The 24,115-nt window shown below is 71.9% G+C and carries 19 protein-coding genes; 12 read left to right on the plus strand and 7 right to left on the minus strand.

Features of this window, described 5'->3' with window-relative positions; genetic code table 11:
• Nucleotides 1-137: 137 nt before the first annotated feature.
• Genes ACZ601_RS11720 through ACZ601_RS11730 form a run of 3 tightly spaced genes read right to left on the minus strand, consistent with a single transcriptional unit; the run spans nt 138 to nt 3,683 of the window.
• The gene (locus ACZ601_RS11720; protein ID WP_311306182.1) at nt 138-749 is read right to left on the minus strand and encodes a TetR/AcrR family transcriptional regulator; all 612 of its coding nucleotides are present in this window, start codon (nt 747-749) and stop codon (nt 138-140) included.
• 29 nt (nt 750-778) lie between these two features.
• On the minus strand, nt 779-2,866 hold the full coding sequence (locus ACZ601_RS11725) for a YhgE/Pip family protein (RefSeq protein WP_469536023.1): 2,088 nt from the start codon (nt 2,864-2,866) through the stop codon (nt 779-781).
• Nucleotides 2,838-3,683, minus strand: coding sequence for an ATP-binding cassette domain-containing protein (locus ACZ601_RS11730; RefSeq protein ID WP_469536025.1), 846 nt, complete (start codon nt 3,681-3,683; stop codon nt 2,838-2,840). Before ACZ601_RS11730 ends, ACZ601_RS11725 begins: the two co-directional genes overlap by 29 nt.
• Nucleotides 3,684-3,852: 169 nt before the next feature.
• On the opposite strand from ACZ601_RS11730, the gene ACZ601_RS11735 reads away from it, so the two are divergent.
• The 3 genes from ACZ601_RS11735 (at nt 3,853) to ACZ601_RS11745 (ending at nt 5,920) form a co-directional block, all read left to right on the plus strand.
• Nucleotides 3,853-4,377, plus strand: coding sequence for an SAV_6107 family HEPN domain-containing protein (locus tag ACZ601_RS11735; protein WP_469536028.1), 525 nt, complete (start codon nt 3,853-3,855; stop codon nt 4,375-4,377).
• A 102-nt stretch (nt 4,378-4,479) separates the two neighbouring features.
• The gene (locus tag ACZ601_RS11740; RefSeq protein WP_440575357.1) at nt 4,480-5,238 is read left to right on the plus strand and encodes a methyltransferase; all 759 of its coding nucleotides are present in this window, start codon (nt 4,480-4,482) and stop codon (nt 5,236-5,238) included.
• Nucleotides 5,239-5,521: 283 nt separating this feature from the next.
• Nucleotides 5,522-5,920: a DUF3040 domain-containing protein gene (locus tag ACZ601_RS11745; RefSeq protein ID WP_024493487.1), complete on the plus strand. Its 399-nt coding sequence runs from the start codon at nt 5,522-5,524 to the stop codon at nt 5,918-5,920.
• 204 nt (nt 5,921-6,124) lie between these two features.
• Here ACZ601_RS11745 and ACZ601_RS11750 read toward each other — a convergent pair whose 3' ends face one another.
• The 4 genes from ACZ601_RS11750 to ACZ601_RS11765 all read right to left on the minus strand — a co-directional run bounded on the left by ACZ601_RS11750 (nt 6,125) and on the right by ACZ601_RS11765 (nt 11,809).
• The gene (locus tag ACZ601_RS11750; RefSeq protein ID WP_469536033.1) at nt 6,125-8,557 is read right to left on the minus strand and encodes a transglutaminase TgpA family protein; all 2,433 of its coding nucleotides are present in this window, start codon (nt 8,555-8,557) and stop codon (nt 6,125-6,127) included.
• 10 nt (nt 8,558-8,567) lie between these two features.
• A complete protein-coding gene (locus ACZ601_RS11755; RefSeq protein WP_469536036.1) occupies nt 8,568-9,953 on the minus strand; it encodes a DUF58 domain-containing protein in 1,386 nt (461 codons plus the stop codon).
• Complete coding sequence (locus ACZ601_RS11760) at nt 9,953-11,002, minus strand: AAA family ATPase (protein ID WP_469536039.1); 1,050 nt, start codon at nt 11,000-11,002, stop codon at nt 9,953-9,955. Before ACZ601_RS11760 ends, ACZ601_RS11755 begins: the two co-directional genes overlap by 1 nt.
• A gap of 243 nt (nt 11,003-11,245) precedes the next feature.
• Complete coding sequence (locus tag ACZ601_RS11765; protein ID WP_440575361.1) at nt 11,246-11,809, minus strand: beta-class carbonic anhydrase; 564 nt, start codon at nt 11,807-11,809, stop codon at nt 11,246-11,248.
• 401 nt (nt 11,810-12,210) lie between these two features.
• Here ACZ601_RS11765 and rsmH point away from each other — a divergent pair, with 401 nt between their 5' ends.
• The 9 genes from rsmH (at nt 12,211) to murG (ending at nt 24,104) form a co-directional block, all read left to right on the plus strand.
• Nucleotides 12,211-13,176, plus strand: coding sequence for a 16S rRNA (cytosine(1402)-N(4))-methyltransferase RsmH (gene rsmH / locus ACZ601_RS11770; protein WP_469536043.1), 966 nt, complete (start codon nt 12,211-12,213; stop codon nt 13,174-13,176).
• 49 nt (nt 13,177-13,225) lie between these two features.
• Entirely contained in the window at nt 13,226-13,816 is a 591-nt protein-coding gene (gene ftsL / locus ACZ601_RS11775; RefSeq protein WP_469536046.1) for a cell division protein FtsL, read from the plus strand.
• A gap of 4 nt (nt 13,817-13,820) precedes the next feature.
• Nucleotides 13,821-15,806: a peptidoglycan D,D-transpeptidase FtsI family protein gene (locus ACZ601_RS11780; RefSeq protein ID WP_469536049.1), complete on the plus strand. Its 1,986-nt coding sequence runs from the start codon at nt 13,821-13,823 to the stop codon at nt 15,804-15,806.
• Between the two features lie 18 nt (nt 15,807-15,824).
• Complete coding sequence (locus tag ACZ601_RS11785; RefSeq protein ID WP_469536051.1) at nt 15,825-17,543, plus strand: UDP-N-acetylmuramoyl-L-alanyl-D-glutamate--2,6-diaminopimelate ligase; 1,719 nt, start codon at nt 15,825-15,827, stop codon at nt 17,541-17,543.
• A gap of 4 nt (nt 17,544-17,547) precedes the next feature.
• Entirely contained in the window at nt 17,548-18,954 is a 1,407-nt protein-coding gene (locus ACZ601_RS11790) for a UDP-N-acetylmuramoyl-tripeptide--D-alanyl-D-alanine ligase (protein ID WP_469536054.1), read from the plus strand.
• A complete protein-coding gene (gene mraY, locus ACZ601_RS11795; RefSeq protein ID WP_393616980.1) occupies nt 18,951-20,021 on the plus strand; it encodes a phospho-N-acetylmuramoyl-pentapeptide-transferase in 1,071 nt (356 codons plus the stop codon). The genes ACZ601_RS11790 and mraY overlap by 4 nt, the downstream gene beginning before the upstream one ends.
• Nucleotides 20,003-21,445: a UDP-N-acetylmuramoyl-L-alanine--D-glutamate ligase gene (murD, locus tag ACZ601_RS11800; RefSeq protein WP_469536057.1), complete on the plus strand. Its 1,443-nt coding sequence runs from the start codon at nt 20,003-20,005 to the stop codon at nt 21,443-21,445. Before mraY ends, murD begins: the two co-directional genes overlap by 19 nt.
• Before the next feature lie 115 nt (nt 21,446-21,560).
• Nucleotides 21,561-23,003: a putative lipid II flippase FtsW gene (gene ftsW, locus ACZ601_RS11805; protein WP_469536060.1), complete on the plus strand. Its 1,443-nt coding sequence runs from the start codon at nt 21,561-21,563 to the stop codon at nt 23,001-23,003.
• Nucleotides 23,004-23,009: 6 nt separating this feature from the next.
• Nucleotides 23,010-24,104 (plus strand): undecaprenyldiphospho-muramoylpentapeptide beta-N-acetylglucosaminyltransferase, encoded by a 1,095-nt coding sequence (murG, locus tag ACZ601_RS11810; protein WP_073735528.1) that lies wholly within the window; start codon nt 23,010-23,012, stop codon nt 24,102-24,104.
• Nucleotides 24,105-24,115 lie beyond the last annotated feature (11 nt).

Below are 24,115 nucleotides of genomic sequence, written 5' to 3' on the forward strand. Positions count from 1 at the left end.
GAACGGGGTCACGGGGGAGGCTCTCCGGTAGCACGGATGACGCCGGTCAGGCGAGGCCCGGGGGGATCGGGCCCGGTCTGACCGGCGTCGTCGTGCGTCCGGACCGCCGGAGCCCGCAGGCCGGCGGCATGGGCGGGTCAGCGCCCGCTGACGCGCCCGTGCAGCAGCAGGGACAGCGCCGAGTGCACGTCGTCGATCGACCGCTCCGGCTGGAACGCCTGCCAGTCCAGCGCCGCCACCAGCACCATGCCGACGAGCGCGGCCGCCGTCAGCGGGATGTCGATCTCCTCGCTGAGCTCGCCGCCCGCGACTCCCTCCCTGAGCACTCCCTCGACCACGGCGACGGCCTCCTGACGCACCACCAGCAGGGTCGCCTGCCAGGCCCGGTTCGTGCGCCAGAGCTCCGCCACGTACAGCTGGGTGAAGGCGGGATAGCGGTCGATGAAGGCCAGACCCGCCCGGATCATGGCGTCCAGCGCCTCGACCCGGCTGCCGCCCCGGGCGTCGGTCTCCTCCTCCGCCGCACGCAGCGAGGCGGTGAGCAGCCCGACGCCGTGCCGCAGCAACTCCTCGAACAGCTCGGTCTTGCTCTTGAAGTTGTAGTAGACCGTGCCCTTGGCGACCCCGGCGCGTTCGGCGATCTCGTCCACGGTGGTGGCCGAGAAGCCCTTCTCGGCGATGAGGGTCACGGCCGCCTCGTAGAGCTTCTGCCGGGTGGCCTGGCGGCGCGTGGTGCTACTGCTTTCCATGCTCCTGATTCTCACAGGTCCCGGGGTGCTCACAGGCTCAGCTCCGGGTGCAGCCGGTCCACGGTCCACATCTGCTTGCGGCGCGCCGAGACGGCGGTCAGCGCGAGAGCGCCCGCGGTGAAGGCCGCCAGCACCGCGCAGCCCTGCCAGACCGGGCCGAGCCCGCCGCCCGTGATCAGTCGGCGCAGCCCCTCGACGACGTAGCTCATCGGCAGGTAGGGGTGGATCGCGTTGAAGAAGCCCGGACTGGTCTGGACGGGGTACGTGCCCCCGGCCGAGGTCAGCTGGAGCATCAGCACGGCCAGCACGAGGATGCGCCCCGCCGCCCCGAAGCGGGCGTTCAGCCACTGCACGATCGCGGCGAAACAGCAGGTCACCAACGCCAGGAAGCCGACAGTCCCGGCCGCCCGGACCATCTGCAGTCCGAGACCCCAGTGCAGTACGGACATCAGGGCGGCCACCTGGAGCAGACCGATCGCGGCCACCGGCAGCCAGCCCGCGAGGGCGATCCGCCAGGCCGGGGCCCCGGCGGCGAGCGCGCGCCGGTTCAGCGGCTGGATCAGCATGTACGCCACCATCGCGCCGACCCAGAGGGAGAGCGGGATGAAGTAGGGCGCGAAGCCGGTGCCGTAGTTCGGGGCGGCGTGCAGCGACTGGGAGGCCAGCTGCACCGGGTCGGCCATCACCCCGGTACGGGCGTCGCGGTCCTTCTTGTCGTAGTCGGGGATCTTGCCGGCCCCCTCATTGAGGCCCTGGGCGAGGGTGGCCGAGCCGTCCTTGAGCCGGATCATCCCGCTGTCCAGGCTCGTCGCGCCCTTCTTCAGGTCGCCCACGCCGGTGTTCAGCTCGGCCGAACCCGTCTGGGCCGTGGCCAGCCCGGTGTGCAGCTGGGCGGCGCCCTTGGCGACCTTGTGGGCACCGGTGTTGAGCGCGTTGATCTTCTTGACCGCGCCGTTCAGGTCCTCGTCCAGGTGCGGTGAGCGCTCGGCGAGGGCGTCGGCCTGCTTCTGGAGGGTGGCCAGTTGGTCCCGGAGCGTCTTGAGGTCCCCGTGCTGGTTCGTCACCAGGACGTTCACGTCGTCGGCCACGGCCGCCACATCGGCGGCCGCCGCCACGGCCCGCTTGAGCGGTGCGCAGACGGTGGCGTCGGGAAGGGGCTGCTCCTCGCACCGGGTGCGGTGGACGGCGGTGAGATCGTCGGACGCCGTGTGCGCCGCGGTGGCGGCGGCGGGCGCGGCCTTGACCAGCACGTCGAGGTTGTCCCGTACGGTCTGCGAGGAATCGGCCACCAGCCGGGCGGTGTCCCCGATCGACTTCCCGTTGTCCTTGAGGAACGGGCGGATGTCGGCCGCCACTCCGTTCACCTTGTCGGCGAGCAGCTGGGTGCCGTCCGCGACCTGGTGCGAGCCGGTCTTCAGGTCGCCCGCGCCGGTGTTCAGCTTGACGATGCCGCCGGCCAGCCGGCTGCTGCCGGCCTTCGCGTCCTTGAGCCCGTCCGCGAGGTCCTTGGAGCCCTTCTTCGCCTTGCCGATCCCGCCCTGGAGATCGTCGGCGCCCTTGGCGGCCTTCGCCGTCGAGTCGTGGAGATCGGAGAAGCTGATGAAGATCCGGTCCAGGAAGCCGCGCGAGGCGTCGGCCGAGGCGGCGGTGCGGACCTCGGAGAAGACCGTGCGGGAGATCTGGCCGACGATGTAGTTGTTGGCGTCGTTGGTGCGCACCTGGAGCGCGCCGGTCTCGGGGGAGTCCCCGGAGCTGGAGGCGATGCGCTCGCTGAAGTCCGACGGCATGCGCAGCGAGAGGTAGTACGTACCGTCCTCGACGCCCTTGTCGGCCTCCTTGGCGCTGACCTCGTGCCAGTCGAAGACCTTGGAGTCGAGCAGTTTGCCGGTGATCTCGTCCCCGGCCTCGATGCGCTTGCCCTCGGCGGCGGCGCCCTTGTCGTCGTTGACCAGGGCGACCGGGATGCGGTCCAAGCGGCCGTACGGGTCCCAGAACGACCACAGGTACAGGGCGCCGTAGAGCAGCGGCAGCAGCAGGAGGGCGGCGAGGGCGGCCCTCGGCAGCCTGCCCCGGCCGAAGCGCCGCAGCTCAAGAGCGGCCAGTCGCGGCGAGCGCATCGGCGGTCCCTTCGTCGTCCGTGTCTGTGGCTGTGTATGTGTCCGTGGCTGTGTCCGTGGAGTCCGCCGGTGCTGTGGCGGTGGTGCCGGTGGTGCCCGTGGTGGCTTCGGCCGTCCTCGCGGCTCCCGTGCGTACGGTCACCGCGTCCTCCGGAGCCGGGCCACTGCACACGGCCAGCACGGTCGTACCGCCGGCGGCGAGGGAGCGCAGCAGCTCCCAGGCCTCGGCGCGTTCGGCGTCGGAGAGCTTCAGATCGGCGTCGTCCACCGCGATCAGCGCCGGCCGCCCGATCAGCGCGAGGGCGACGGAGAGCCGCAGCGCCTCCAGCCGCTCCAGATCCCGTACGCGGGTCCGCTCCGCCTTGGGCAGGGTGGCGGGGTCGAGCCCGGCAGCGTCCAGCGCCGCGTCGATCCGGGCCCCGGCCGTGGCGGCGCGCTCGCGGCGCGGGCGCAGCAGGGCGCGCGGGGAGCCGTCGTAGCGGCGCTGGAGCAGGGCGCGTTCGCGCAGGTGCTCGGCGACCGTGAAGGCCGGGTCGAGCTCGCTGACCCCCGGCACCGGCCCCAGTGCGGCGATGCGCCGTACGGCGGCCGCCCGGCGCGGCAGGCGCAGTCCGCCGGTCTCGGCGTGCCCCTCCGAGGGGCGCATCCGGCCGGTGAGGGTGAGCAGCAGGCAGGTGCGGCCGGAGCCGGAGGGGCCCTCGACCGCGATCAGGGAGCCGGGCCCGGCGCTGAAGCTCACATCGCGGAAGGCCCATCCGCGCGGCCCCTTGAGCCCGAGATTCCCGGCGGTGACGGCGGCCCCGTGCGGGCTGTCCACAAGCTCTGCCCCATTTCTTTAGACTGACTGGTCAGTGCAAAAAAGGTAGCCCGAACTTGCGATCGAAGCAAAACTCCAGGTCAGGCGGCGATCGGGACCGATTGTCAGTGGGGGCCGTCACGATGGATACAGACGGCCACCGAGCCGTTACGAGACAGGAGGTTCTGTCATGGCCCACTCGTCCGCAGCAGCCGCCCCGCGACGCCGCGCAGACGGCCCTGCCCCCTCATCGACCGGTCCGGCGCACGACGTCCACCCCGTTCTCCGGCGTGCCACTGCGCCGCCCGCCGCTCTCGATCTCCTCGCCCAGGCCCACGCCGGCCTCGAAGAGGCAGCTGTTCTCGACGTGCCGAACGAGCGGTATGCCACCGCCCACCTCGCCGCGCTGCGCGCCGCCGCCGCCGTGCTCGCCGTCCGGGGGCGCCCCGAGCCCTCCAGGCGGCGCCGCGAGAAAATCCGCAGCGCCTGGGAGGTTCTCCCGGAGATCGCCCCCGAGCTGACCGAGTGGAGCGCGCTGTTCGCCTCCGGTGCCCGGCGCCGGGCCCGTGCGGAGGCGGGCATACCGGGTGCGGCGGGCCGGCGTGACGCGGACGATCTGCTGCGGGACGCCGCGATGTTCCTGCGCCTGGTGGAGCGGCTGCTGGCCCTCCAGCCGGTGCTGCCGCAGCCGCGCGGGGAGCGGCCCGACGCGTGAGGACGGTGCGGGCGGCGCGAGGCAATAGGGTGGTCGGGACCTGTCACCCGCGCTGTTCACGCTCCGCCCTCAGCGGCGGCCCGTGCCGAGGAGTCAACTGCCGTGTCGGACCAGCTGCGCCCCCGCGCCTCCCTCCGTACCGCCGTGGTCTGGGAGGTCCTCAAGGACGCCCTCGACCGTCAGGTCAAGGCGACCGGCAGGGACGCCCTGGACGTACTGGACACCGGCGGCGGCACGGGCAACTTCGCCGTGCCGGTGGCCCGCCTCGGCCACCGGGTCACCGTCGTCGACCCCAGCCCCAACGCGCTCTTCGCGCTGGAGCGCCGCGCCGCGGAGGCCGGGGTGGCGGACCGGGTCCACGGTGTCCAGGGCGACATCCTCGGCCTGTTCGACGTGGCCGGGCGCGGTGGCTACGACGCGGCGCTCTGTCACGGCGTCCTGGAGTACGTGGACGACCCCGCACAGGGCGTGCGCAACGCGGTGGACGCGCTCCGGCCGGGAGGCGCCCTCAGCCTGCTCGCCGCCGGGCTGGGCGGCGCGGTCCTGGCCCGTGCGCTCGCCGGCCACTTCACCGAGGCCAGGCAGGCGCTCAGCGACCCGGCGGGCCGCTGGGGCGAGGGCGACCCGATGCCCCGGCGCTACACGGCGGAGCAGCTCACCGAGCTGGTCTCCGAGGCCGGTGCCGAGGTCGGCGCGGTGCACGGCGTACGCGTCTTCGCGGACCTCGTTCCGGGCGTCCTGGTGGACACCGAGCCCGGTGCGATGGAAGCCCTGCTCAAGCTGGAGACGGCGGCCGCGGAACTGCCGGCCTTCCATTCGGTGGCGACCCAGCTGCACGTTCTGGGTGCCAGGGAGGCCTGAGCCACCGCCGGATCACGCTGCTAGCGCGGCTGATCAGCAACGCAGCCGCAGACGGAGTACGGCCCAGCAGCCCCGATCAGCGCCTGAGCCCCGTATGATCGGAGGACACCATCCGGCATGACGGATCGGAGGTTGGGGAATCAACGCCTCAGCAGCTGAGCCGTCGTGGCGGCCCGGACTGGCTGATTGGCAATGAGGGCGGGTTTCACGGGGACGATTCCCTGCCTATCCTGGAAGGGCCGCATACCGGCCGCCCCCCGCGGCCGACGACGAGGAGGACTCCGTGCCGCTCTCGGAGCACGAGCAGCGAATGCTCGAGCAAATGGAGCGAGCGCTGTACGCCGAAGATCCCAAGTTCGCGACAGCGCTTGAGGGAAGCGGGCTGCGTACGTACACCCGGCGACGGGTCTACCAGGCAGTTGCTGGCTTCCTGGTGGGTATCGCGCTCCTCATGGCCGGAATGGTCGCCCAGCAGATCTGGATCAGCGTGGTGGGGTTCCTCGTCATGCTGGGCTGCGCGGTGCTCGCGGTCACGGGCTGGCGCAAAGCGCCCAAGCCCGGTGAGCAACAGACGGCCGGGACCGGAGGCGGGGGCGAGCGTCGACAGCCCAAACAGCGCCGGACCGTGATGAATCGGATCGAGCAGCGGTGGCAGCGCCGCCGCGATGAGCAGGGCCAGTAAGCGCTTCGAACACTTATGGGTGAGGGGCGGTCGCATTTCTGCGGCCGCCCCTCACACGTGTCTCCGCACACGCTGTCCGCCCGGGGAGAACACCGGCCGGACGGTGTGGGCCCGGCGGGCACGCGCCCCGGCCCCGTCCGGGCGGGCCCGGTAGCCCGGACAGGCCCGGTAGCCCGGACAGGTTCGGCAGCCCGGACGGGCCGGTCAGCCCTCCTGGCCGGACGGGCGCCGTGACCAGGCCGGGCGCCGCAGCCACGCGGGGCGCCGGGGCAGGTGCCACCGGGCGGTCAGAGCCGCCCGGCGGTCCGAGGCCGCCCACACCACCCGTACGGCCGAGCGAGGTGCCACGACCGCGCGGAGCCGGAGCAGCCCGCCGACGGAGGCCCGCAGCGCGGCCCGTACCGCCTGCACGTCCTCGGAGAGCCCCGTCCCGGGCCGCGGCTCCGGCGCGTACAGCACCTGCTCCACCGCGCCCGCCACCCGGTGCACCGCCCCGGCCCCGGCCTCGTCGCTGTCCAGCCGTCCCAGCCGCACGAGGCGCTCCGCGGCCTTGCGCGGGGTCAGGGACTCGTCCGGGACGATGCCGTGGTCCCACGCCGTATCGGTGATCTCCCGCCAGGCGGCCAGCGTTCTGGCGGTGACGTCACCCGGCGTACGCCCGGCGGAGAAGCTCAGCCTGCGGGCCCGTGCCCGGATCCGCCAGAGCATCGGCAGCATCGGCAGCAGAGCGATGAGCACCACCAGCAGGATCACACCGGCCACCGTGCCGGCCGGCGTTCCCGAATCCGTCGGGCCCACCGCCCCGGGCGCCACCGTGCTGCCGCACTCGCCCTGCTTGCGCGACTGCGCCGGGCAGCTCTCCGAGGCGGACGGGGCGACCGGAGTGGCGGCCGACGCGCCCGTCTCCGGCCGGTCCGGACCGGCCGGATCGCCGGAGGGGGTGTCCGGCAGGGTGTACGACGGCGCGGTGCCACGCGTCGGCGTCGGCTCGAACCGGGTCCAGCCCACGCCCTCGAAATACAGCTCAGGCCAGGCGTGCGCATCGCGCAGCCCGACCGACATCGAACCGTCCGACTGTGTGGTCCCCGGGGTGAAGCCGATGGCCACCCTGGCGGGAATCCCGAGCGTCCTGGCCATCGCGGCCATCGTGAAGGAGAAGTGGACGCAGAAGCCCTCCTTGTCCTTCAGGAAGCGGCCGATCGCCGCGCTGCCGGTGCCGGAGTTCACCGAGGTGTTGTAGGTGAACCCACCCTCGTAGGCGAAGTAGTCCTGCAGCTTCACCGCCTGCTCGTAGGCGTTGCCGGCGCCCCGCGTCACCTTCTCCGCCGTCTCCTTGACCACCTTCGGCAGCGAGCCGGGCACCCGGGTGTACTCGCGCCGGAGAGCGGCCGGGGCCGGTCCCGCGTCGGCCAGCTGGTCCGACGTCGGCTGCACGACCAGGCTGGACACCTGGTACTGCGCCCCCTGGGTCGTCTCCCCGCCGTCGCCGACGAGAGTGCGCCCCTCGGACTCGTACCGCCAGTGCCCGCCGACCCGGACCTCGGTCGCCGGATAGGGCAGCGGCAGATACGTCTGCCGGTACGAACTGGACGCGGAGATATTGGAGCTGATCTCCGTGACCGCGACCTCCGGGGACAGCCCCCCGGGGCTCGGCAGCCGTTTCGGCACGTCCTTCAGCCGGCGGGTCGACGCCCGCCATTCGTTGCCGTTGAACTGGTCCAGCGCCAGGATCCGCAGATAGAAGTCCTGCGGGCTGTTCGAGTTGGTGCGGTACGACAACACCTGCCGGTTCTCCGGCTGGTTGAGGTTGTTCTGCAGGGAGACGAGCGGGTTCACCGCGGAGATGGTGCCGCCGCCGCCCCCCTTCCCGTTGCCGGCCCCAGAACCGGACAGCAGGCCGCTGTCGAGAGCGGGCAGCGCCGCGGGCACGACCAGCGCGATGCCCAGGGCCAGCGCGCCGATGCGGCGCCCCGTGCGCACCGGGGCGAGCGCTCCGCCGCCCGAAAGGCCGCCACCGGCCGGACCTCTGGCGGGCCCGGCCGCACCGGCGAAGACCCGTCCCCACTGCGAGAGCCGGTCGCGCCCCTCGGCCAGCAGCAGAAGCAGGTAGCCGCAGGCGGCGAGGAGGAACCACAGCCAGTCCGCACCGCCGTCCGACAGCCCGGCCGCGACGGAGTACAGGGCCAGCAGCGGGAGCCCGGCCGGCGCGGCACTGCGGAACGTCACCGCCAGCACGTCCACCGCCAGACCGACCAGCAGCACACCGCCCACCAGCATCAGCCGGATGCCCGCCGTGGCCGGAGCCGGGATCGAGTACCGGCTGACGTCATCGGCGCCCTCCGACAGCAGATCCGCGAGCAGCATCACGGTCTGCGGCCCCGGCAGGAACCCCGCCAGCGCCTGCTCCCGGGCGAACGCCACGGTGAGCAGCATCAGCGTGACCAGCATCTGCACGGCGACGGTCAGCAGCCGCGGCAGCGGCACCCGGCGGCCGAGCGCACCCACCCCGTACTGGATGGCCAGCAGGAACGCGGCCTGCACCACCCAGCTGACCGAGTCGACCAGCGGCAGCATCGAACACGCCGCCATCAGTGTCGCCGCGTAGGCGCACAGCGCCAGCCGACCACGACCGCTCATGCCCGTCCCCTCATGACCAACCACCGGAGAAACCTGTCGTGCCGCCCGTCGAGCCGCCCACGGCCGCGGACTGCGTGAGCGAACCGAGATGGCTCGCCTGCTGCCACAGCCCGGCGAGGCCGCTGCCGGGCTTCACCGCGACCGCCGTCCACCCCGACTCGCGCAGCAGCCGCAGCCGCTGCTCGGACGCCGCCTCCGTGGCGGGCGACTCACCGTGCACCCAGGCGGCGCTGTCCAGCACGAAGGCGACGGCACCACCGCTGCGCTGCCGCATCCGGGCGGCCACCGCCGCCTGTTCCTCGTCCAGTTCGCCCAGGAAGGCGATCAGCAGGCCCTCGTTGCCGCCGCGCAGCACGTCGTACGCCCGGGAGAGGCCGCCCCCGTCGGAGTTGTCCACCTCGGCGAGGGTGTCCATCATCAGCCCGGCCGCGGCCGCCGGATCCTGGCCGGAGCCGGAGAATCCGCCCGCCCCCTCGACCGGGAGCGCGCTGCCCTCGTCCGTCAGGAGCCGGACGGAGAAGCCCCGTTCCAGCATGTGCATCAGCGCGGAGGCGGCCCCGGACACCGCCCATTCGAACGCCGAGTCGGGCCCCGTCCCCTGGTAGGCGGTCTGCCGGGTGTCCAGCAGCACTGTGCATCTGGCCCGCTGCGGCTGCTCCTCACGGCGCACCATCAGCTCGCCGTAGCGCGCGGTCGAGCGCCAGTGGACGCGGCGCAGGTCGTCGCCGTGCCGGTAGCCGCGCGGGATCACGTCGTCCTCGCCGGCCAGCGCCAGCGACCGCTGCCGCCCCTCGCCGTACCCGGAGGACTCGCCCGCCAGCCGCACCGGCGGCAGCGGTTCGGTCCGGGGGACGACGACGAGGGAGTCGTACGCGGTGAACGAACGCGTCAGCTCGCACATCCCGAACGGATCGCTCAGCCGCAGCTGCAACGGGCCGAGCGGATAGCGTCCCCGCAGATCGGACCGCACCCGGTAGGACACCTCGCGCCGGCCGCCCGCCTCCACCCGGTCCAGGACGAAGCGGGGCCGGGGACCGAGCACGTACGGCACCCGGTCCTGGAGCATCAGCAGGCCGGTGGGCAGCCGCGAGATGTTGTCCATCCGCAGGTGGACCCGCGCCTCCGTGCCCGCGGACACCCGGGACGGCGAGAGCCGCCGGGTCCCCGCGACCCGGTACCGGGTCCGGAAGAGCACCGCCACACAGACCAGCGGCAGTACGGCGAGCAGCAGTCCGACCCGCAGCAGATCCCCCTGGCCCAGCACATACGCGCAGACCGCTGCGGCGATACCGGCGGCGAGGAAGGACCGGCCCCGGGTGGTCAGCCCGCTCAGAGCGGCCCGCAGACCCCCCTTGTCGTCGCCGTCGTCCATCGCGGCAGGCCCCCCGGCGCTCATCAGAGCCGCCGTACGCCGGGCTGCTGCCGGGTGTCGTACGCGGTGCCCGGCCGATGCGGCGGAGCCGGGACGGACGCACCGCCCGCGGCGGTCGGCACCGGTGTCTGCTGGAGGATCTCCAGCACGACCTGCTCCGCGGTACGGCGGTTCAGCTGGGCCTGAGCGGTCGGCAGCAGCCGGTGTGCGAGCACCGCGACCGCCAGCCCCTGCACGTCGTCCGGCAGGCAGTAGTCCCGTCCCGCCAGCGCCGCGGTGGCCTTGGCCGCGCGCAGCAGGTGCAGGGTGGCGCGCGGCGAGGCGCCGAGTCTGAGATCGGCATGGCCGCGGGTGGCCCCGACGAGCTGCACCGCGTACCGGCGGACCGCGTCCGCGACATGGACCGTGCGCACGGCCTCGATCAGCTTCGCGATGTCGTGTGCGTGCGCCACCGGCTGGAGGTCGTCCAGGGGCGAGACACCGCCGTGCACATCGAGCATCTGCAGCTCGGCCTCCGGGCTGGGGTAGCCGATCGACACCCTGGCCATGAACCGGTCGCGCTGGGCCTCGGGCAGCGGATACGTGCCCTCCATCTCCACCGGGTTCTGGGTGGCCACGACCATGAAGGGGTCGGGCAGCTCGTAGGAGTGCCCGTCGATCGTGACCTGGCGCTCCTCCATCGACTCCAGCAGCGCCGACTGCGTCTTGGGCGAGGCGCGGTTGATCTCGTCGCCGATCACGATCTGGGCGAAGATCGCACCCGGTTTGAACTCGAACTCGCGGCGCTGCTGGTCGAAGATGGAGACCCCGGTGATGTCGGAGGGCAGCAGGTCCGGTGTGAACTGGATACGCCGCACCGAGCAGTCGATGGACCGCGCCAGCGCCTTGGCCAGCATGGTCTTGCCGACGCCGGGGACATCCTCGATCAGCAGATGCCCCTCCGCGAGCAGCACGGTCAGCGAAAGCCGTACGACCTCAGGCTTGCCCTCGATCACACTCTCCACCGACCTGCGCACCCGCTCCGCTGTGGTGGTCAGATCTGTGAGGCTCGCTCGATCGTCATAGGTCGTCACCCGGCCCTCCTCGGCCCTGCCCCACGCTCACCAGGAGCACGGGATTCCCCAGTCACGGTCCGGCGCTCCTGTACGGCCCGGCCCACCCCGAAATACGGACACCTCGGCGGACGGTGTCCGAACGGGGTGTCACCCCCGCATTCTGGTTGCCGTTACCGCTTCGTGTCACTCGGCTGTGGATAACTGGGGCCGATATGTCGGGTTGGGTGGGTTTTTCGCTGCCGGAAAGGGTCTTTCCTGAGGTCAGGAAGCCGGAAGGATCTCGCGCAGCAGACCGGTGGTCACGTCGAACACAAAGCCCCGGACGTCGTCCTTGTGCAGCAGGAACGGCGAGGTGCGGACCCGCTGGATGGACTGCCGGACATCCTGGTCCGCGTCGGTGTAGGCCTCCACGGCCCAGACGGGGCGCTGGCCGACCTCCACCTCCAGTTCCTGGCGGAACTCCTCGGTGATCGACTCCATGCCGCAGTTCGTGTGGTGAATGAGGATCACGCTGCGGGTGCCGAGGGCCCGCTGGCTGATGGTCAGCGAGCGGATCACGTCGTCGGTGACCACGCCGCCCGCGTTGCGGATGGTGTGACAGTCGCCGAGCGCCAGGCCGAGCGCCTTGTGCAGGTCGAGCCGGGCGTCCATGCAGGCGACGACGGCGACGCGCAGCACCGGCTTCGCGTCCATGCCGGGATCGGTGAACTCGGCGGCGTACTCGGTGTTCGCGCCGACGAGGCGGTCGGTGACCGTACCGCCGGAGTTGACCTGGCCTGCGGCGGGAGCGGACGGCTCGGCGGAGGAATGCGTGGAAGTCGACATGGACAAGACGTTAGCCCGGCTCGGCCGCTCCGGCGTGGCGTGGAAGCGGACAAAGAACGTCAACGGCGTTTGTTGTGAGGTAACCCACAAGCCTCACTCCCGGTCACCCGGCCGGGTGAACAAAGGGAGGGCCGACGCGCTGCCGGGTTGATTGATCGGGAATCGATCGAATGGCAGGGTGGAGCAGGACCGGCTGCCGGTCGGTCTAAAGTGACGGGAAGTTACCGACACCCTGCACATTCCGAAGTTTCCCCGTGTGCGCGGCGTACGTACGGCCCGGCCCTCTCCCGCTCGCCGGTCGGCTGACGCCCCTTCCCCGGCGCCGGCGGACCTCCCCTTCGCGAGCGGGCGGGGACCAGGCCGTACGTGCCGCCACCCGGGACCTGAGCCTGAGAGGGCGCATGAGCCAGACCCGACACGTCCCGGTGATGCTCCAGCGGTGCCTGGACCTGTTGGCCCCGGCTCTGGAGGCACCGGGCACCGAGCCGCCCGTGGTCGTCGACTGCACGCTCGGCCTCGGCGGACACAGTGAGGCGCTGCTCTCGGCCTTCCCCACCGCCCGGCTGATCGCGCTGGACCGGGACAAGGAGGCGCTGCGCCTCTCGGGTGAGCGGCTCGCCCCCTACGGCGACCGCGCCACCCTGGTGCACGCCGTCTACGACGAACTGCCCGAGGTGCTCGACCGGCTGGGGAGCCCCAAGGTCCAGGGAGTCCTCTTCGACCTCGGCGTCTCCTCCATGCAGCTGGACGAGGCCGACCGGGGGTTCGCGTACGCCCAGGACGCCCCGCTCGACATGCGCATGGACCAGACGACCGGCATGGGCGCCGCAGAGGTCCTCAACACCTACCCGCCCGGCGAACTGGTCCGGATCCTGCGGGCGTACGGCGAGGAGAAGCAGGCCAAGCGGATCGTCTCCGCCGTCGTCCGCGAGCGCGAGAAGGAACCCTTCAGCAACAGCGCCCGCCTCGTCGAGCTGATCCGCGACTCGCTGCCGCAGGCCGCCAAGCGCACCGGCGGCAACCCGGCCAAACGCACCTTCCAGGCCCTGCGCATCGAGGTCAACGGCGAACTGACCGTGCTGGAACGGGCGATCCCGGCCGCGGTGCGGAGCCTCGCCGTCGGCGGGCGCATCGCCGTCCTCTCGTACCACTCGCTGGAGGACCGGCTGGTCAAGCAGGTGCTCGCGGCGGGCGCCGCCAACACCGCTCCGGCCGGGCTGCCCGTCGTCCCCGAGCGCTACCAGCCCCGGCTGAAGCTGCTGACCCGGGGCGCGGAGCTGCCCACGGAGGAGGAGGTCGCGGAGAACCGGCGCGCCGCCCCCGCCCGGCTGCGCGGTGCCCAGCGGATCAGGGCGGAGGAGCGATGAGCCCCCGGGACCCCGGCGGGCTGACACGGCCGAGGGACGGGGCGGTGCGGTGAGCAAAGCGGCCGGGCAGTTGAAAGGGCGTGCCGCACGGCTCACCCGGCTGATGCCGGCCGGGCCGAGCAAGGCCGCCCGGACGCCCTTCGTCCTGTTGGTCGTCCTGCTCCTGGGCGGCGGCCTGATCACCCTGCTCGTGCTGAACTCCGCGCTCAACGAAGGATCGTTCCGGCTGAGCGAGCTGAAGAAGCGCACCACGGACCTCACCGACGAGCAGCAGGCGCTCCAGCACGACGTCGACAGCTCCGCGGAACCCGACGCGCTCGCCCGCCGGGCCCGGGAACTGGGCATGGTCCCCGGCGGCAGCCCCGTCTTCCTCGGCCCCGACGGCAGGGTCCGGGGCGTGCCCTCCGCCGCCACCTCCGAACCGGCCCCCGCACCCCCGCAGAAGACCACCGCGCCGCCGCAGCCCCCCGCGGGCGCGGCGACCCCCTCCGGTTCGCCCGCGTCCGGCGTCCCCGCCCCGTCGGGCAGCGCGGCCACCGGCCCGAGCACCTCCGCCGCCGGCCCCGACGTGGCCGCGCCGAGCACCCAGGCGGCCCCGCGTACCCCGGCAGACCAGACCTCCTCAAGCCCCGGCAGGTGACGCAGTGCCCTCCAAGGAACCCCCGCGCCGCCGGGTCCCCGGCCCGGCGCGCCCCCGTGGCGCGGCGCCCCGCTCCGGCCGTCCCCGCCCCGACGCGCGACGGCGGTCCGCGCCCGCCGCGCGCCGGCCGGCCCCGCGCGCCCGCTCCGGCCGTCCGCTGCGGCTCGGCAGCCCGCGCCCCCGGCTCCGGCTGGTCAGCCTCGCCCTGACGCTCGTCATGATCGCGTTCGTCGTCCGGCTCCTCCAGGTCCAGGCCGTCGACGCCAACGCCTACGCCGCCAAGGCGGACAAGAACCGCTACCTCAGCTACACCGTCGCCGCCGAGCGCGGCGAGATCACCGACCGCAGCGGCATCGCGCTGGCCACCAGCGTCGACGCGTACGACATCACCGCCGACCCCAAGATGTTCACCCCGGCCGACAGCAAGGCCCCGGACGCCCCCCAGCAGGCGGCCGCCCTGCTCGCGCCCATCCTCGGCGCCGACGCCGCCGAACTGACCAAGAAGCTCGCGAAGCCCAAGAGCCGGTACACGGTGCTCGCCCGCCGGCAGACCCCGCAGGTCTGGAAGCAGATCAAGGACCTCAAGTCGGTCTTCGCGGAGAAGGCCGCCAAGGACAAGGCGGCCGGCGGCCCCGGAGCCAATGTGCTCGCCGGTGTCTTCCAGGAGGCGACCACCAAGCGGGTCTACCCCAACGGCGGGCTGGCCGCCGGGATACTGGGTTACGTCAACGCGGAGGGCAAGGGCGCCGGCGGCCTCGAATCGCAGCTGGACAAGGAGCTGGCGGGCGAGGACGGCACGATCAAGTACGCCCAGTCCGGCGGCCGCCGGGTGCCCACCGCGGGCACCAAGGAGGTCCCGGCCGTCGCGGGCTCCGACATCGAGCTGACCATCGACCGGGACATCCAGTGGGCGGCCCAGAAGGCCATCTCGGAACAGGTGGAGAAGTCCAAGGCCGACCGGGGCTACGTCGTCGTCCAGAACACCCGGACCGGCGAGGTGCTCGCCATGGCCAACGCCCCCGGATTCGACCCCAACGACCTCTCGCAGGCCGACGCGGCGTCCCTGGGCAACGCCGCGCTCCAGGACGTGTACGAGCCCGGCTCCACCAGCAAGGTCATGTCCATGGCCGCAGTGCTGGAGGAGGGGGCGGCCACCCCCGGCACCCACGTCACCGTCCCCAACCGGCTGCACCGCGGCGACCGGCTCTTCAAGGACGACATCGACCACCCCACCTGGTACCTGACGCTCAACGGCGTACTCGCCAAGTCCAGCAACATCGGCACCATCCTGGCTACCGGACAGCTCGGCAAGACGCAGGCCCAGGCCAACAAGACGCTCTACTCCTACCTGCGCAAATTCGGCATCGGCTCACCGAGCGGACTCGGCTACCCGGGTGAGACCCCCGGCATCCTCGCCAAGCCGCAGGACTGGTCGACCTCGCAGCAGTACACGATCCCGTTCGGCCAGGGGCTCTCGCTCAACGCCATGCAGGCCGCCTCGATCTACTCCACGATCGCCAACGGCGGGGTCCGGATCGCACCCACCCTGGTCCGCGGCACCAAGGGGGCCGACGGGCGCTTCACCGCCGCCGACGCCCCCGAGCAGTCCCGGGTGGTCAGCGAGAAGACGGCGAAGACACTGGCGAAGATGCTGGAGTCGGTGGTCGGCGACCAGGAGGGCACCGGAACCAAGGCCAAGATCCCCGGCTACCGGGTCGCGGGCAAGACCGGTACGGCCAACCGGGTCGATCCGGTACGCGGCGGCTACCACGGCTACACCGCCTCCTTCGCCGGCTTCGCCCCCGCCGACAACCCCCAGATCACCGTCTACTGTGCGATCCAGAACCCCACCAAGGGCGGCTACTTCGGCGGCCAGATCTGCGGGCCCATCTACAAGCAGGTCATGGAATTCGCGCTCAAGACCCTTCAGACCGCACCCTCCGGCAGCGAGCCGGCCAGGCTGCCGGTGTCCTTCAAACCCGGCGAGTGAACTCGGGGAGACCCTCCAGTGACAACCATCACCCCTGATCCCGGGAACCGGAACGGGAACGACCACGACCCCGGCCCCTCACTTCGCGAGAGGCCGGGTGCTCCCGGTACGCTCACCGCCGTGTCCCACGCTGAACAGTCCCGAACCACCCAGAAGGACGCCCCTGTGAACTACCCGGGAGCGCCCCGCCCGGATCGGCTGCGGCCGACCTCCATCGCTGAGCTGGCCGTCCGGCTGGGAGTCGAACCGCCGGGCACCGGCGAAGTCACCGGCATCACCCACGACTCCCGGGCCGTACGCCCCGGAGACGTGTACGCGGCCCTGCCCGGCGCCCGCCTGCACGGCGCCGACTTCACCGCCCAGGCGGCCGGCCTCGGCGCGGCCGCCATCCTCACCGACCCGGCGGGCGCCGAACGCGCCGCCGCCACCGGACTCCCGGTGCTGGTCACAGAGGACCCGCGCGGCCGGATGGGCGAACTCGCCGCCGAGATCTACGGGCACCCCGGCACCGGCCTGCTCCAGATCGGCATCACCGGGACCTCCGGCAAGACCACCACCGCCTACCTCGTCGAGGGCGGCTTCCGAGGCGCGGGCCGCAGCACGGGCCTGATCGGCACCGTGGAGATGCGGATCGGCGACGAGCGCATCAAGTCGGAGCGGACCACGCCGGAGGCCACCGACCTCCAGGCCCTGTTCGCCGTGATGCGCGAACGCGGCGCCGACGCGGTGACCATGGAGGTCTCCAGCCACGCCCTGGTGCTCGGCCGGGTCGACGGTTGCACGTTCGACGTGGCCGTCTTCAACAACCTCAGCCCGGAGCACATGGAGTTCCACTCCGGCATGGAGGACTACTTCCAGGCCAAGGCGCGGCTGTTCACCCCGCAGCGCAGCAGGCAGGGCGTCGTCAACTACGACGACGAGTACGGCCGCAGGCTGATCACCGAGGCATCCGTCCCGATCACCACCTTCTCCGCAGAGGGCCACCCGGACGCCGACTGGCGGGCCGAGGACGTAGAGGTCGGCCAGCTCGGCTCCACCTTCACGGTCGTCGGCCCCAAGGACGAACGGGCCACCGCCAGGGCCCCGCTGCCCGGACCGTTCAACGTCGCCAACACCCTGGCCGCGATCGTCACCCTCGCCGTCGCGGGCATCGACCCGCAGATCGCGGCCGACGGCGTCGCCGCCGTGCCCGGGGTGCCCGGCCGGCTGGAGCGGATCGACGCCGGACAGCCGTACCTCGCGCTCGTCGACTACGCGCACAAGACCGACGCCGTCGAATCGGTGCTCCGCTCCCTCCAGAAGGTCACGGAGGGCAAGCTGCACATCGTCCTCGGCTGCGGCGGCGACCGCGACACCACCAAGCGCGGCCCGATGGGAGCGGCCGCCGCCCGGCTCTCCGACACCGCCGTGCTGACCTCCGACAACCCCCGCTCCGAGGACCCCCTCGGCATCCTGGCCGCCATGCTCGCGGGCGCCGCGGAAGTGCCCGTGCACGAACGCGGCGACGTCCTGGTCGACGCCGACCGGGCCGCCGCCATCGCCGCCGCGGTCGGCCGGGCCGGGCCCGGCGACACCGTGATCGTCGCGGGCAAGGGCCACGAGCAGGGCCAGGACATCCACGGCGTCGTGCGCCCCTTCGATGACCGGGTGGTCCTGCGCGAGGCCATCGAGCGGTCCATGGGACACGAGAGCGCCGCCCACCGCGCCCCCACCCACGAGAACAACAGTCAGGGATGACCAAGTGATCACCCTTTCCCTCGCCGAGATCGCCGAAATCGTCGGCGGGCAGCCGCACGACATACCGGATCCGGCAGCAACCGTCAGCGGGCCGGTCGTCATCGACTCACGGGCGGTGAAGCCAGGCAGCCTCTTCGTCGCCTTCGCCGGTGAACGGGTCGACGGCCACGACTACGCGCGGCGCGCCGTCGAGGCGGGTGCGGCCGTCGTGCTGGCCGCCCGGCCCGTCGGCGTCCCCGCGATCGTCGTGGACGACGTGGTGGCGGCCCTCGGCGCGCTCTCCCGCGCCGTCGTCGGCCGCCTGGGCACCACCGTGGTCGCCCTCACCGGATCCGCCGGCAAGACCTCCACCAAGGACCTGATCGCCCAGCTCCTGGAGCGCAAGGGCCCCACCGTCTACCCGGAGGGCAACCTCAACAACGAGATCGGCCTGCCGCTCACCGCGCTGCGCGCCACCGACGAGACCCGGCACCTGGTCCTCGAAATGGGTGCACGCTACATCGGTGACATCTGCTACCTCACCGGTCTCGTCCCACCCCGGATCGGCCTGGTCCTGAACGTCGGCACCGCCCACATCGGTGAGTTCGGCGGCCGCGAGCAGATCGCCCAGGCGAAGGGCGAGATGGTCGAGTCCCTTCCCCCGGAAGGTCTCGCCGTACTCAACGCCGACGACCCGCTCGTACGCGCCATGACCTCCCGCACCAAGGCCCGCGTTCTGCTCTTCGGTGAAGCCGCGGAAGCGGACGTACGGGGAGAGAACGTGCGGCTCACCGACGACGGCCGCCCCGCGTTCCGCCTCCACACACCCACCGGGTGCAGCGATGTGACCATGCGCCTGTACGGTGAGCACCACGTGTCGAACGCGCTCGCCGCGGCCGCCGTCGCCCATGAGTTGGGCCTGTCCGCAGACGAGATCGCCGAAGGGCTCTCCGAGGCGGGCACCCTCTCCCGCTGGCGCATGGAGGTCACCGAGCGTCCGGACGGCGTGACGTTCGTCAATGACGCCTACAACGCCAACCCCGAATCCGTGAAGGCAGCGCTGCGCGCGCTGGTCGCCATGGGAAAGGGGCGTCGTACGTGGGCGGTGCTCGGCCTGATGGCCGAGCTCGGCGACGCCTCGCTCACCGAGCACGACGCGGTCGGACGGCTCGCCGTCCGGCTCAACGTCAGCAAGCTCGTCGCGGTCGGGGGCAGAGAGGCCTCCTGGCTGCAACTGGGCGCATACAACGAGGGTTCGTGGGGTGAGGAGTCGGTGCATGTGTCCGACGCACAGGCTGCCGTCGACCTGTTGCGCAGTGAACTGCGCCCGGGAGACGTCGTGCTGGTGAAGGCGTCCCGGTCGGTCGGCCTGGAGCAGGTCGTTACGGCACTGCTGGAGAACGCGACCGAGGGCGAGGTCGCCGGCCGATGAGGCAGATCCTCTTCGCGGGGGCCATCGGGCTCTTCCTGACCCTGGTCGGTACCCCGCTGCTGATCAAGCTGCTGGCCCGCAAGGGATACGGGCAGTTCATCCGCGACGACGGCCCGCGCAGCCACGGATCGAAGAAGGGCACGCCCACCATGGGCGGCATCGCCTTCATCCTGGCGACGATCATCGCGTACGTCGTCGCGAAGCTGATCACCGGCGAGGACATGCGCTTCTCCGGCGTGCTGGTCCTCTTCCTGATGGCGGGGATGGGGCTCGTCGGCTTCCTCGACGACTACATCAAGATCGTCAAGCAGCGCTCGCTGGGCCTGCGTGCCAGGGCGAAGATGATCGGCCAGCTGACCGTCGGCATCGCCTTCGCGGTGCTCTCGCTCCAGTTCGCCGACGCCCGCGGCAACACCCCCGCCTCCACCAAGCTCTCGTTCGTCGAGGACTTCGGCTGGTCGATCGGGCCGGTGCTGTTCGTGGTCTGGGCGCTCTTCATGATTCTCGCCATGTCCAACGGCGTGAACCTGACGGACGGTCTGGACGGCCTCGCCACCGGCGCGTCGGTGATGGTCTTCGGCGCGTACACCTTCATCGGGCTCTGGCAGTTCCAGGAGTCGTGCGCCAACGCGGCCACCCTCACCAACCCGAGCGCCTGTTTCGAAGTACGAGATCCACTCGACCTCGCGGTCGTGGCCTCCGCCCTGATGGGCTCCTGCTTCGGCTTCCTGTGGTGGAACACCTCACCCGCCAAGATCTTCATGGGTGACACCGGTTCGCTCGCCCTCGGCGGCGCGCTCGCCGGTCTGGCGATCTGCTCCCGCACCGAATTCCTGATGGCGGTCCTCGGCGGCCTCTTCGTGATGATCACGATGTCCGTTGTCATCCAGGTCGGTTCGTTCAAGATGACCCGCAAGCGGGTGTTCCGGATGGCGCCGCTCCAGCACCACTTCGAACTCAAGGGGTGGTCCGAAGTCCTTGTCGTAGTCCGCTTCTGGATCATCCAGGGCATGTGCGTCATCGTCGGCCTCGGCCTCTTCTACGCAGGATGGGCAGCCAAGAAGTGAGCAACGCGGACTGGCAGGGCAAGCACGTCACGGTCGCCGGACTCGGAGTCTCCGGGATCCCGGCGGCCCGGGTGCTGAACGGTCTCGGCGCCGTCGTCACCGTCGTCAACGACGGGGACGACGAGCGCTCGCGCGCCCAGGCAGCGGAGCTGGAGGCGCAGGGCATCACCGTGCGCCTCGGCGACGGGGCCACCCTGCCCGAGTCCACCGAGCTCATCGTCACCACCCCGGGCTGGAAGCCCGACAAGCCGCTGTTCGCCGCGGCCGCCGAGGCGGGCGTCCCCGTCTGGGGCGACGTCGAACTCGCCTGGCGGCTGCGCGGACAGGACGGCCGCGAACCAGCACCCTGGCTCGCGGTCACCGGCACCAACGGCAAGACCACGACCGTCCGGATGCTGGCCTCGATCCTGGAGGCGGCCGGTCTGCGCACCGCCGCCGTCGGCAACATCGGCGTCTCACTCCTGGACGCGGTGCTCGGCGACGAGAAGTACGACGTACTCGCCGTCGAGCTGTCCAGCTACCAGCTGCACTGGTCGCCCTCACCGCGCGCCCACTCCGCGGCCGTACTCAACCTGGCCCCCGACCACCTCGACTGGCACGGCTCCATGGCGGCGTACGTCGCGGACAAGGGCCGGATCTACGAGGGCAACACCGTGGCCTGCGTCTACAACGTGGCGGACGGGCTCACCGAGGAACTGGTGCGCCAGGCGGACGTCGAGGAGGGCTGCCGGGCGATCGGCTTCACCCTCGGCACCCCCGGGCCCTCCCAGCTCGGGGTCGTCGACGGCATCCTCGTCGACCGCGCCTTCGTGACGAACCGGCAGAAGCAGGCCCAGGAGCTCGCAGAGGTCGCGGACGTGAACCCGCCCGCCCCGCACAACATCGCCAACGCGCTGGCGGCCGCGGCGCTGGCCCGCGCCTTCGGCGTCGCCCCGGCCGCCGTGCGCGACGGGCTGCGGAACTTCCGCCCCGACCCGCACCGCATCGAGCACGTCGCGGACGTCGCCGGGGTCACGTACATCGACGACTCCAAGGCCACCAACACCCACGCCGCCGAAGCCTCGCTGGCCTCGTACGACCCCATCGTCTGGATCGCCGGCGGCCTGGCCAAGGGCGCCACCTTCGACGAGCTGGTGACCGGGTGCGCGGGGCGCCTGCGGGGCGTCGTACTGATGGGCGCCGACCGCCACCTGATCCGCGAAGCCCTCGCGCGACACGCGCCCGAGGTCCCGGTGACCGACCTCGACCGGACCGACACTGGGGCGATGTCGGAGGCGGTCCGCGAGGCGGCACGGCTCGCCCGGCCGGGAGACACCGTACTGATGGCCCCGGCCTGCGCCTCGATGGACATGTTCACCAACTACAACAAGCGGGGCGAGGCCTTCGCGGACGCGGTCCGCGCACTCGCCGCCGAGAGCGCCTGACGGGCCCGGCCTCCACGCCGTACCGTCCCGGCACAACCGGGTGCGTACGGCAGTGCCGTGGGCACGGGCCCTCGGCACCGAAGCCCCGGGCACGAGCAGTGGAGGGGACAGGACCATGCCGGCCGAAGAGAGCCCTGCCGCACGCGGCGGGGACCGCTCACGGGCGTCCGCGGCGATCAGCCGGGCGCTCCACCCGCCCCTCCTGGCGGCCGCGGGCGCCCCGCAGCCGGACGGACTCGCGCTCCGCGTCCGCTCCGCGCCCGGCTCCCGGCGGCCCCCCGCCGCCCGCTCCAGGAGCACGGGCGGTCCCCGTACCCCGCGCGGCGGCGGTGTGCGGCGGCTCTACGAGCAGGCACGCCGGGCCTGGGACCGGCCGCTGACGGCGTACTACCTGATCCTGGGTGCCGGGCTGCTCATCACCGTGCTCGGGCTCGTGATGGTCTACTCAGCCTCGATGATCAAGGCGCTGGAGCTCGACAAGCCGGGCACCTACTTCTTCCGCAAGCAGTTCCTGGCCGCCGTCATCGGGGCCGGGCTGATGGCGATCGCCGCGCGGATGCCGGTGAAGCTGCACCGCGCCCTGTCCTACCCGCTGCTGATGGGCGCCGTCTTCCTGATGGTGCTGGTCCAGGTGCCGGGGATAGGGATGTCGGTCAACGGCAACCGCAACTGGCTCTACCTGGGCGGCCCCTTCCAGCTCCAGCCCAGCGAGTTCGGCAAGCTCGCCCTCGTCCTGTGGGGGGCGGACCTGCTCGCCCGCAAACAGGACAAGCGGCTGCTGAACCAGTGGAAGCACATGCTCGTACCGCTGGTGCCGGTCGCCTTCATGCTCCTCGGGCTGATCATGCTCGGCGGTGACATGGGCACTGCGATCATTCTCACGGCGATACTGTTCGGGCTGCTCTGGCTGGCCGGGGCTCCCACCCGGCTGTTCGCCGGGGTGCTCGCCACCGCCGGACTGATCGGCTTCGTGCTGATCAAGACCAGTCCGAACCGGATGGCCAGGCTCGACTGCATGGGCGCGAGCGAGCCGGGACCCGGCGGCTCGTGCTGGCAGGCGGTCCACGGTATCTACGCTCTGGCGTCCGGCGGCTGGTTCGGATCCGGGCTCGGTGCGAGTGTGGAGAAATGGGGGCAACTCCCCGAACCGCACACCGACTTCATCTTCGCCATCACGGGGGAGGAACTGGGGTTGGCGGGGACGCTGTCGGTACTCGCCCTCTTCGCGGCTCTAGGCTATGCGGGTATCCGCGTGGCCGGACGCACGGAGGACCCCTTCGTGAGGTATGCCGCGGGAGGTGTGACCACCTGGATCACGGCTCAGGCCGTGATCAATATCGGTGCGGTGCTCGGTCTGCTTCCGATCGCCGGCGTCCCGCTCCCGCTGTTCTCCTACGGAGGGTCTGCCCTGCTTCCGACCATGTTCGCTGTCGGGCTGCTGATCGCGTTCGCGCGAGAGGATCCCGCCGCGAAGGCGGCCCTGGCCATGCGGAGGCCCGGGGTGAGATGGAAGACGATGAGACGGCGCGTCAAGAAGCGTTCGTCCGGAGAGCGGTGAATTTCGGTGCATGTCGTACTCGCCGGTGGGGGGACCGCCGGCCACATCGAGCCCGCGCTCGCCCTCGCGGACGCCCTGCGCAGGCAGGACCCGAGCGTGGGAATCACCGCTCTCGGCACGGAGCGCGGACTGGAGACAAGACTCGTACCCGAGCGGGGGTACGAACTCGCCCTGATCCCGGCCGTACCGCTGCCGCGCAAGCCCACCCCCGAACTCATCACCGTCCCGGGCAGGCTGCGCGGCACCATCAAGGCCGCCGAGCAGATCCTGGAGCGGACCAAGGCGGACTGCGTGGTCGGCTTCGGCGGCTACGTCGCGCTGCCCGGCTACCTCGCCGCCAAGCGCGCCGGGGTGCCGATCGTGGTGCACGAGGCCAACGCCCGGCCCGGCCTGGCCAACAAGATCGGTTCGCGGTACGCGCACGGGGTCGCCGTCTCCACCCCCGACAGCAAGCTCCGCGGCGCCCGCTACATCGGCATTCCGCTCCGCCGCACCATCGCCACCCTGGACCGGGCCCGGGTCCGTCCGGAGGCACGTGCCGCCTTCGGGCTCGATCCCAACCTGCCGACGCTGCTGGTCTCCGGCGGCTCGCAGGGCGCCCGTCACCTCAACGAGGTGGTCCAGCGGGTCGCGCCACTGCTGCAGCGCTCCGGAATCCAGATCCTGCACGTGGTCGGCCCGAAGAACGAAATGCCGCGTGTGGACAACATGCCCGGTATGCCGCCCTATATCCCGGTACCGTATGTGGACCGGATGGACCTCGCGTACGCCGCGGCCGACATGATGCTCTGCCGCGCGGGCGCGATGACCGTGGCGGAACTCTCCGCCGTCGGGCTGCCCGCCGCCTACGTCCCGCTGCCGATCGGCAACGGCGAACAGCGGCTCAACGCCCAGCCGCTGATCAACGCCGGCGGCGGTCTGCTGGTGGATGACGCCGCGCTGACCCCGGAGTGGGTGCAGGGCAACGTCCTTCCGGTGCTGGCGGATCCGCACCGGCTGTACGAAATGTCCCGCGCGGCCGCCGAGTTCGGCCGCCGGGACGCCGACGACCTGCTGGTCGGCATGGTGTACGAGGCGATTGCCGCACGCCGAGGCGCGTGAGGCGTACGGGT

The organism is Streptomyces sp. NPDC104307 (genome assembly GCF_055584045.1).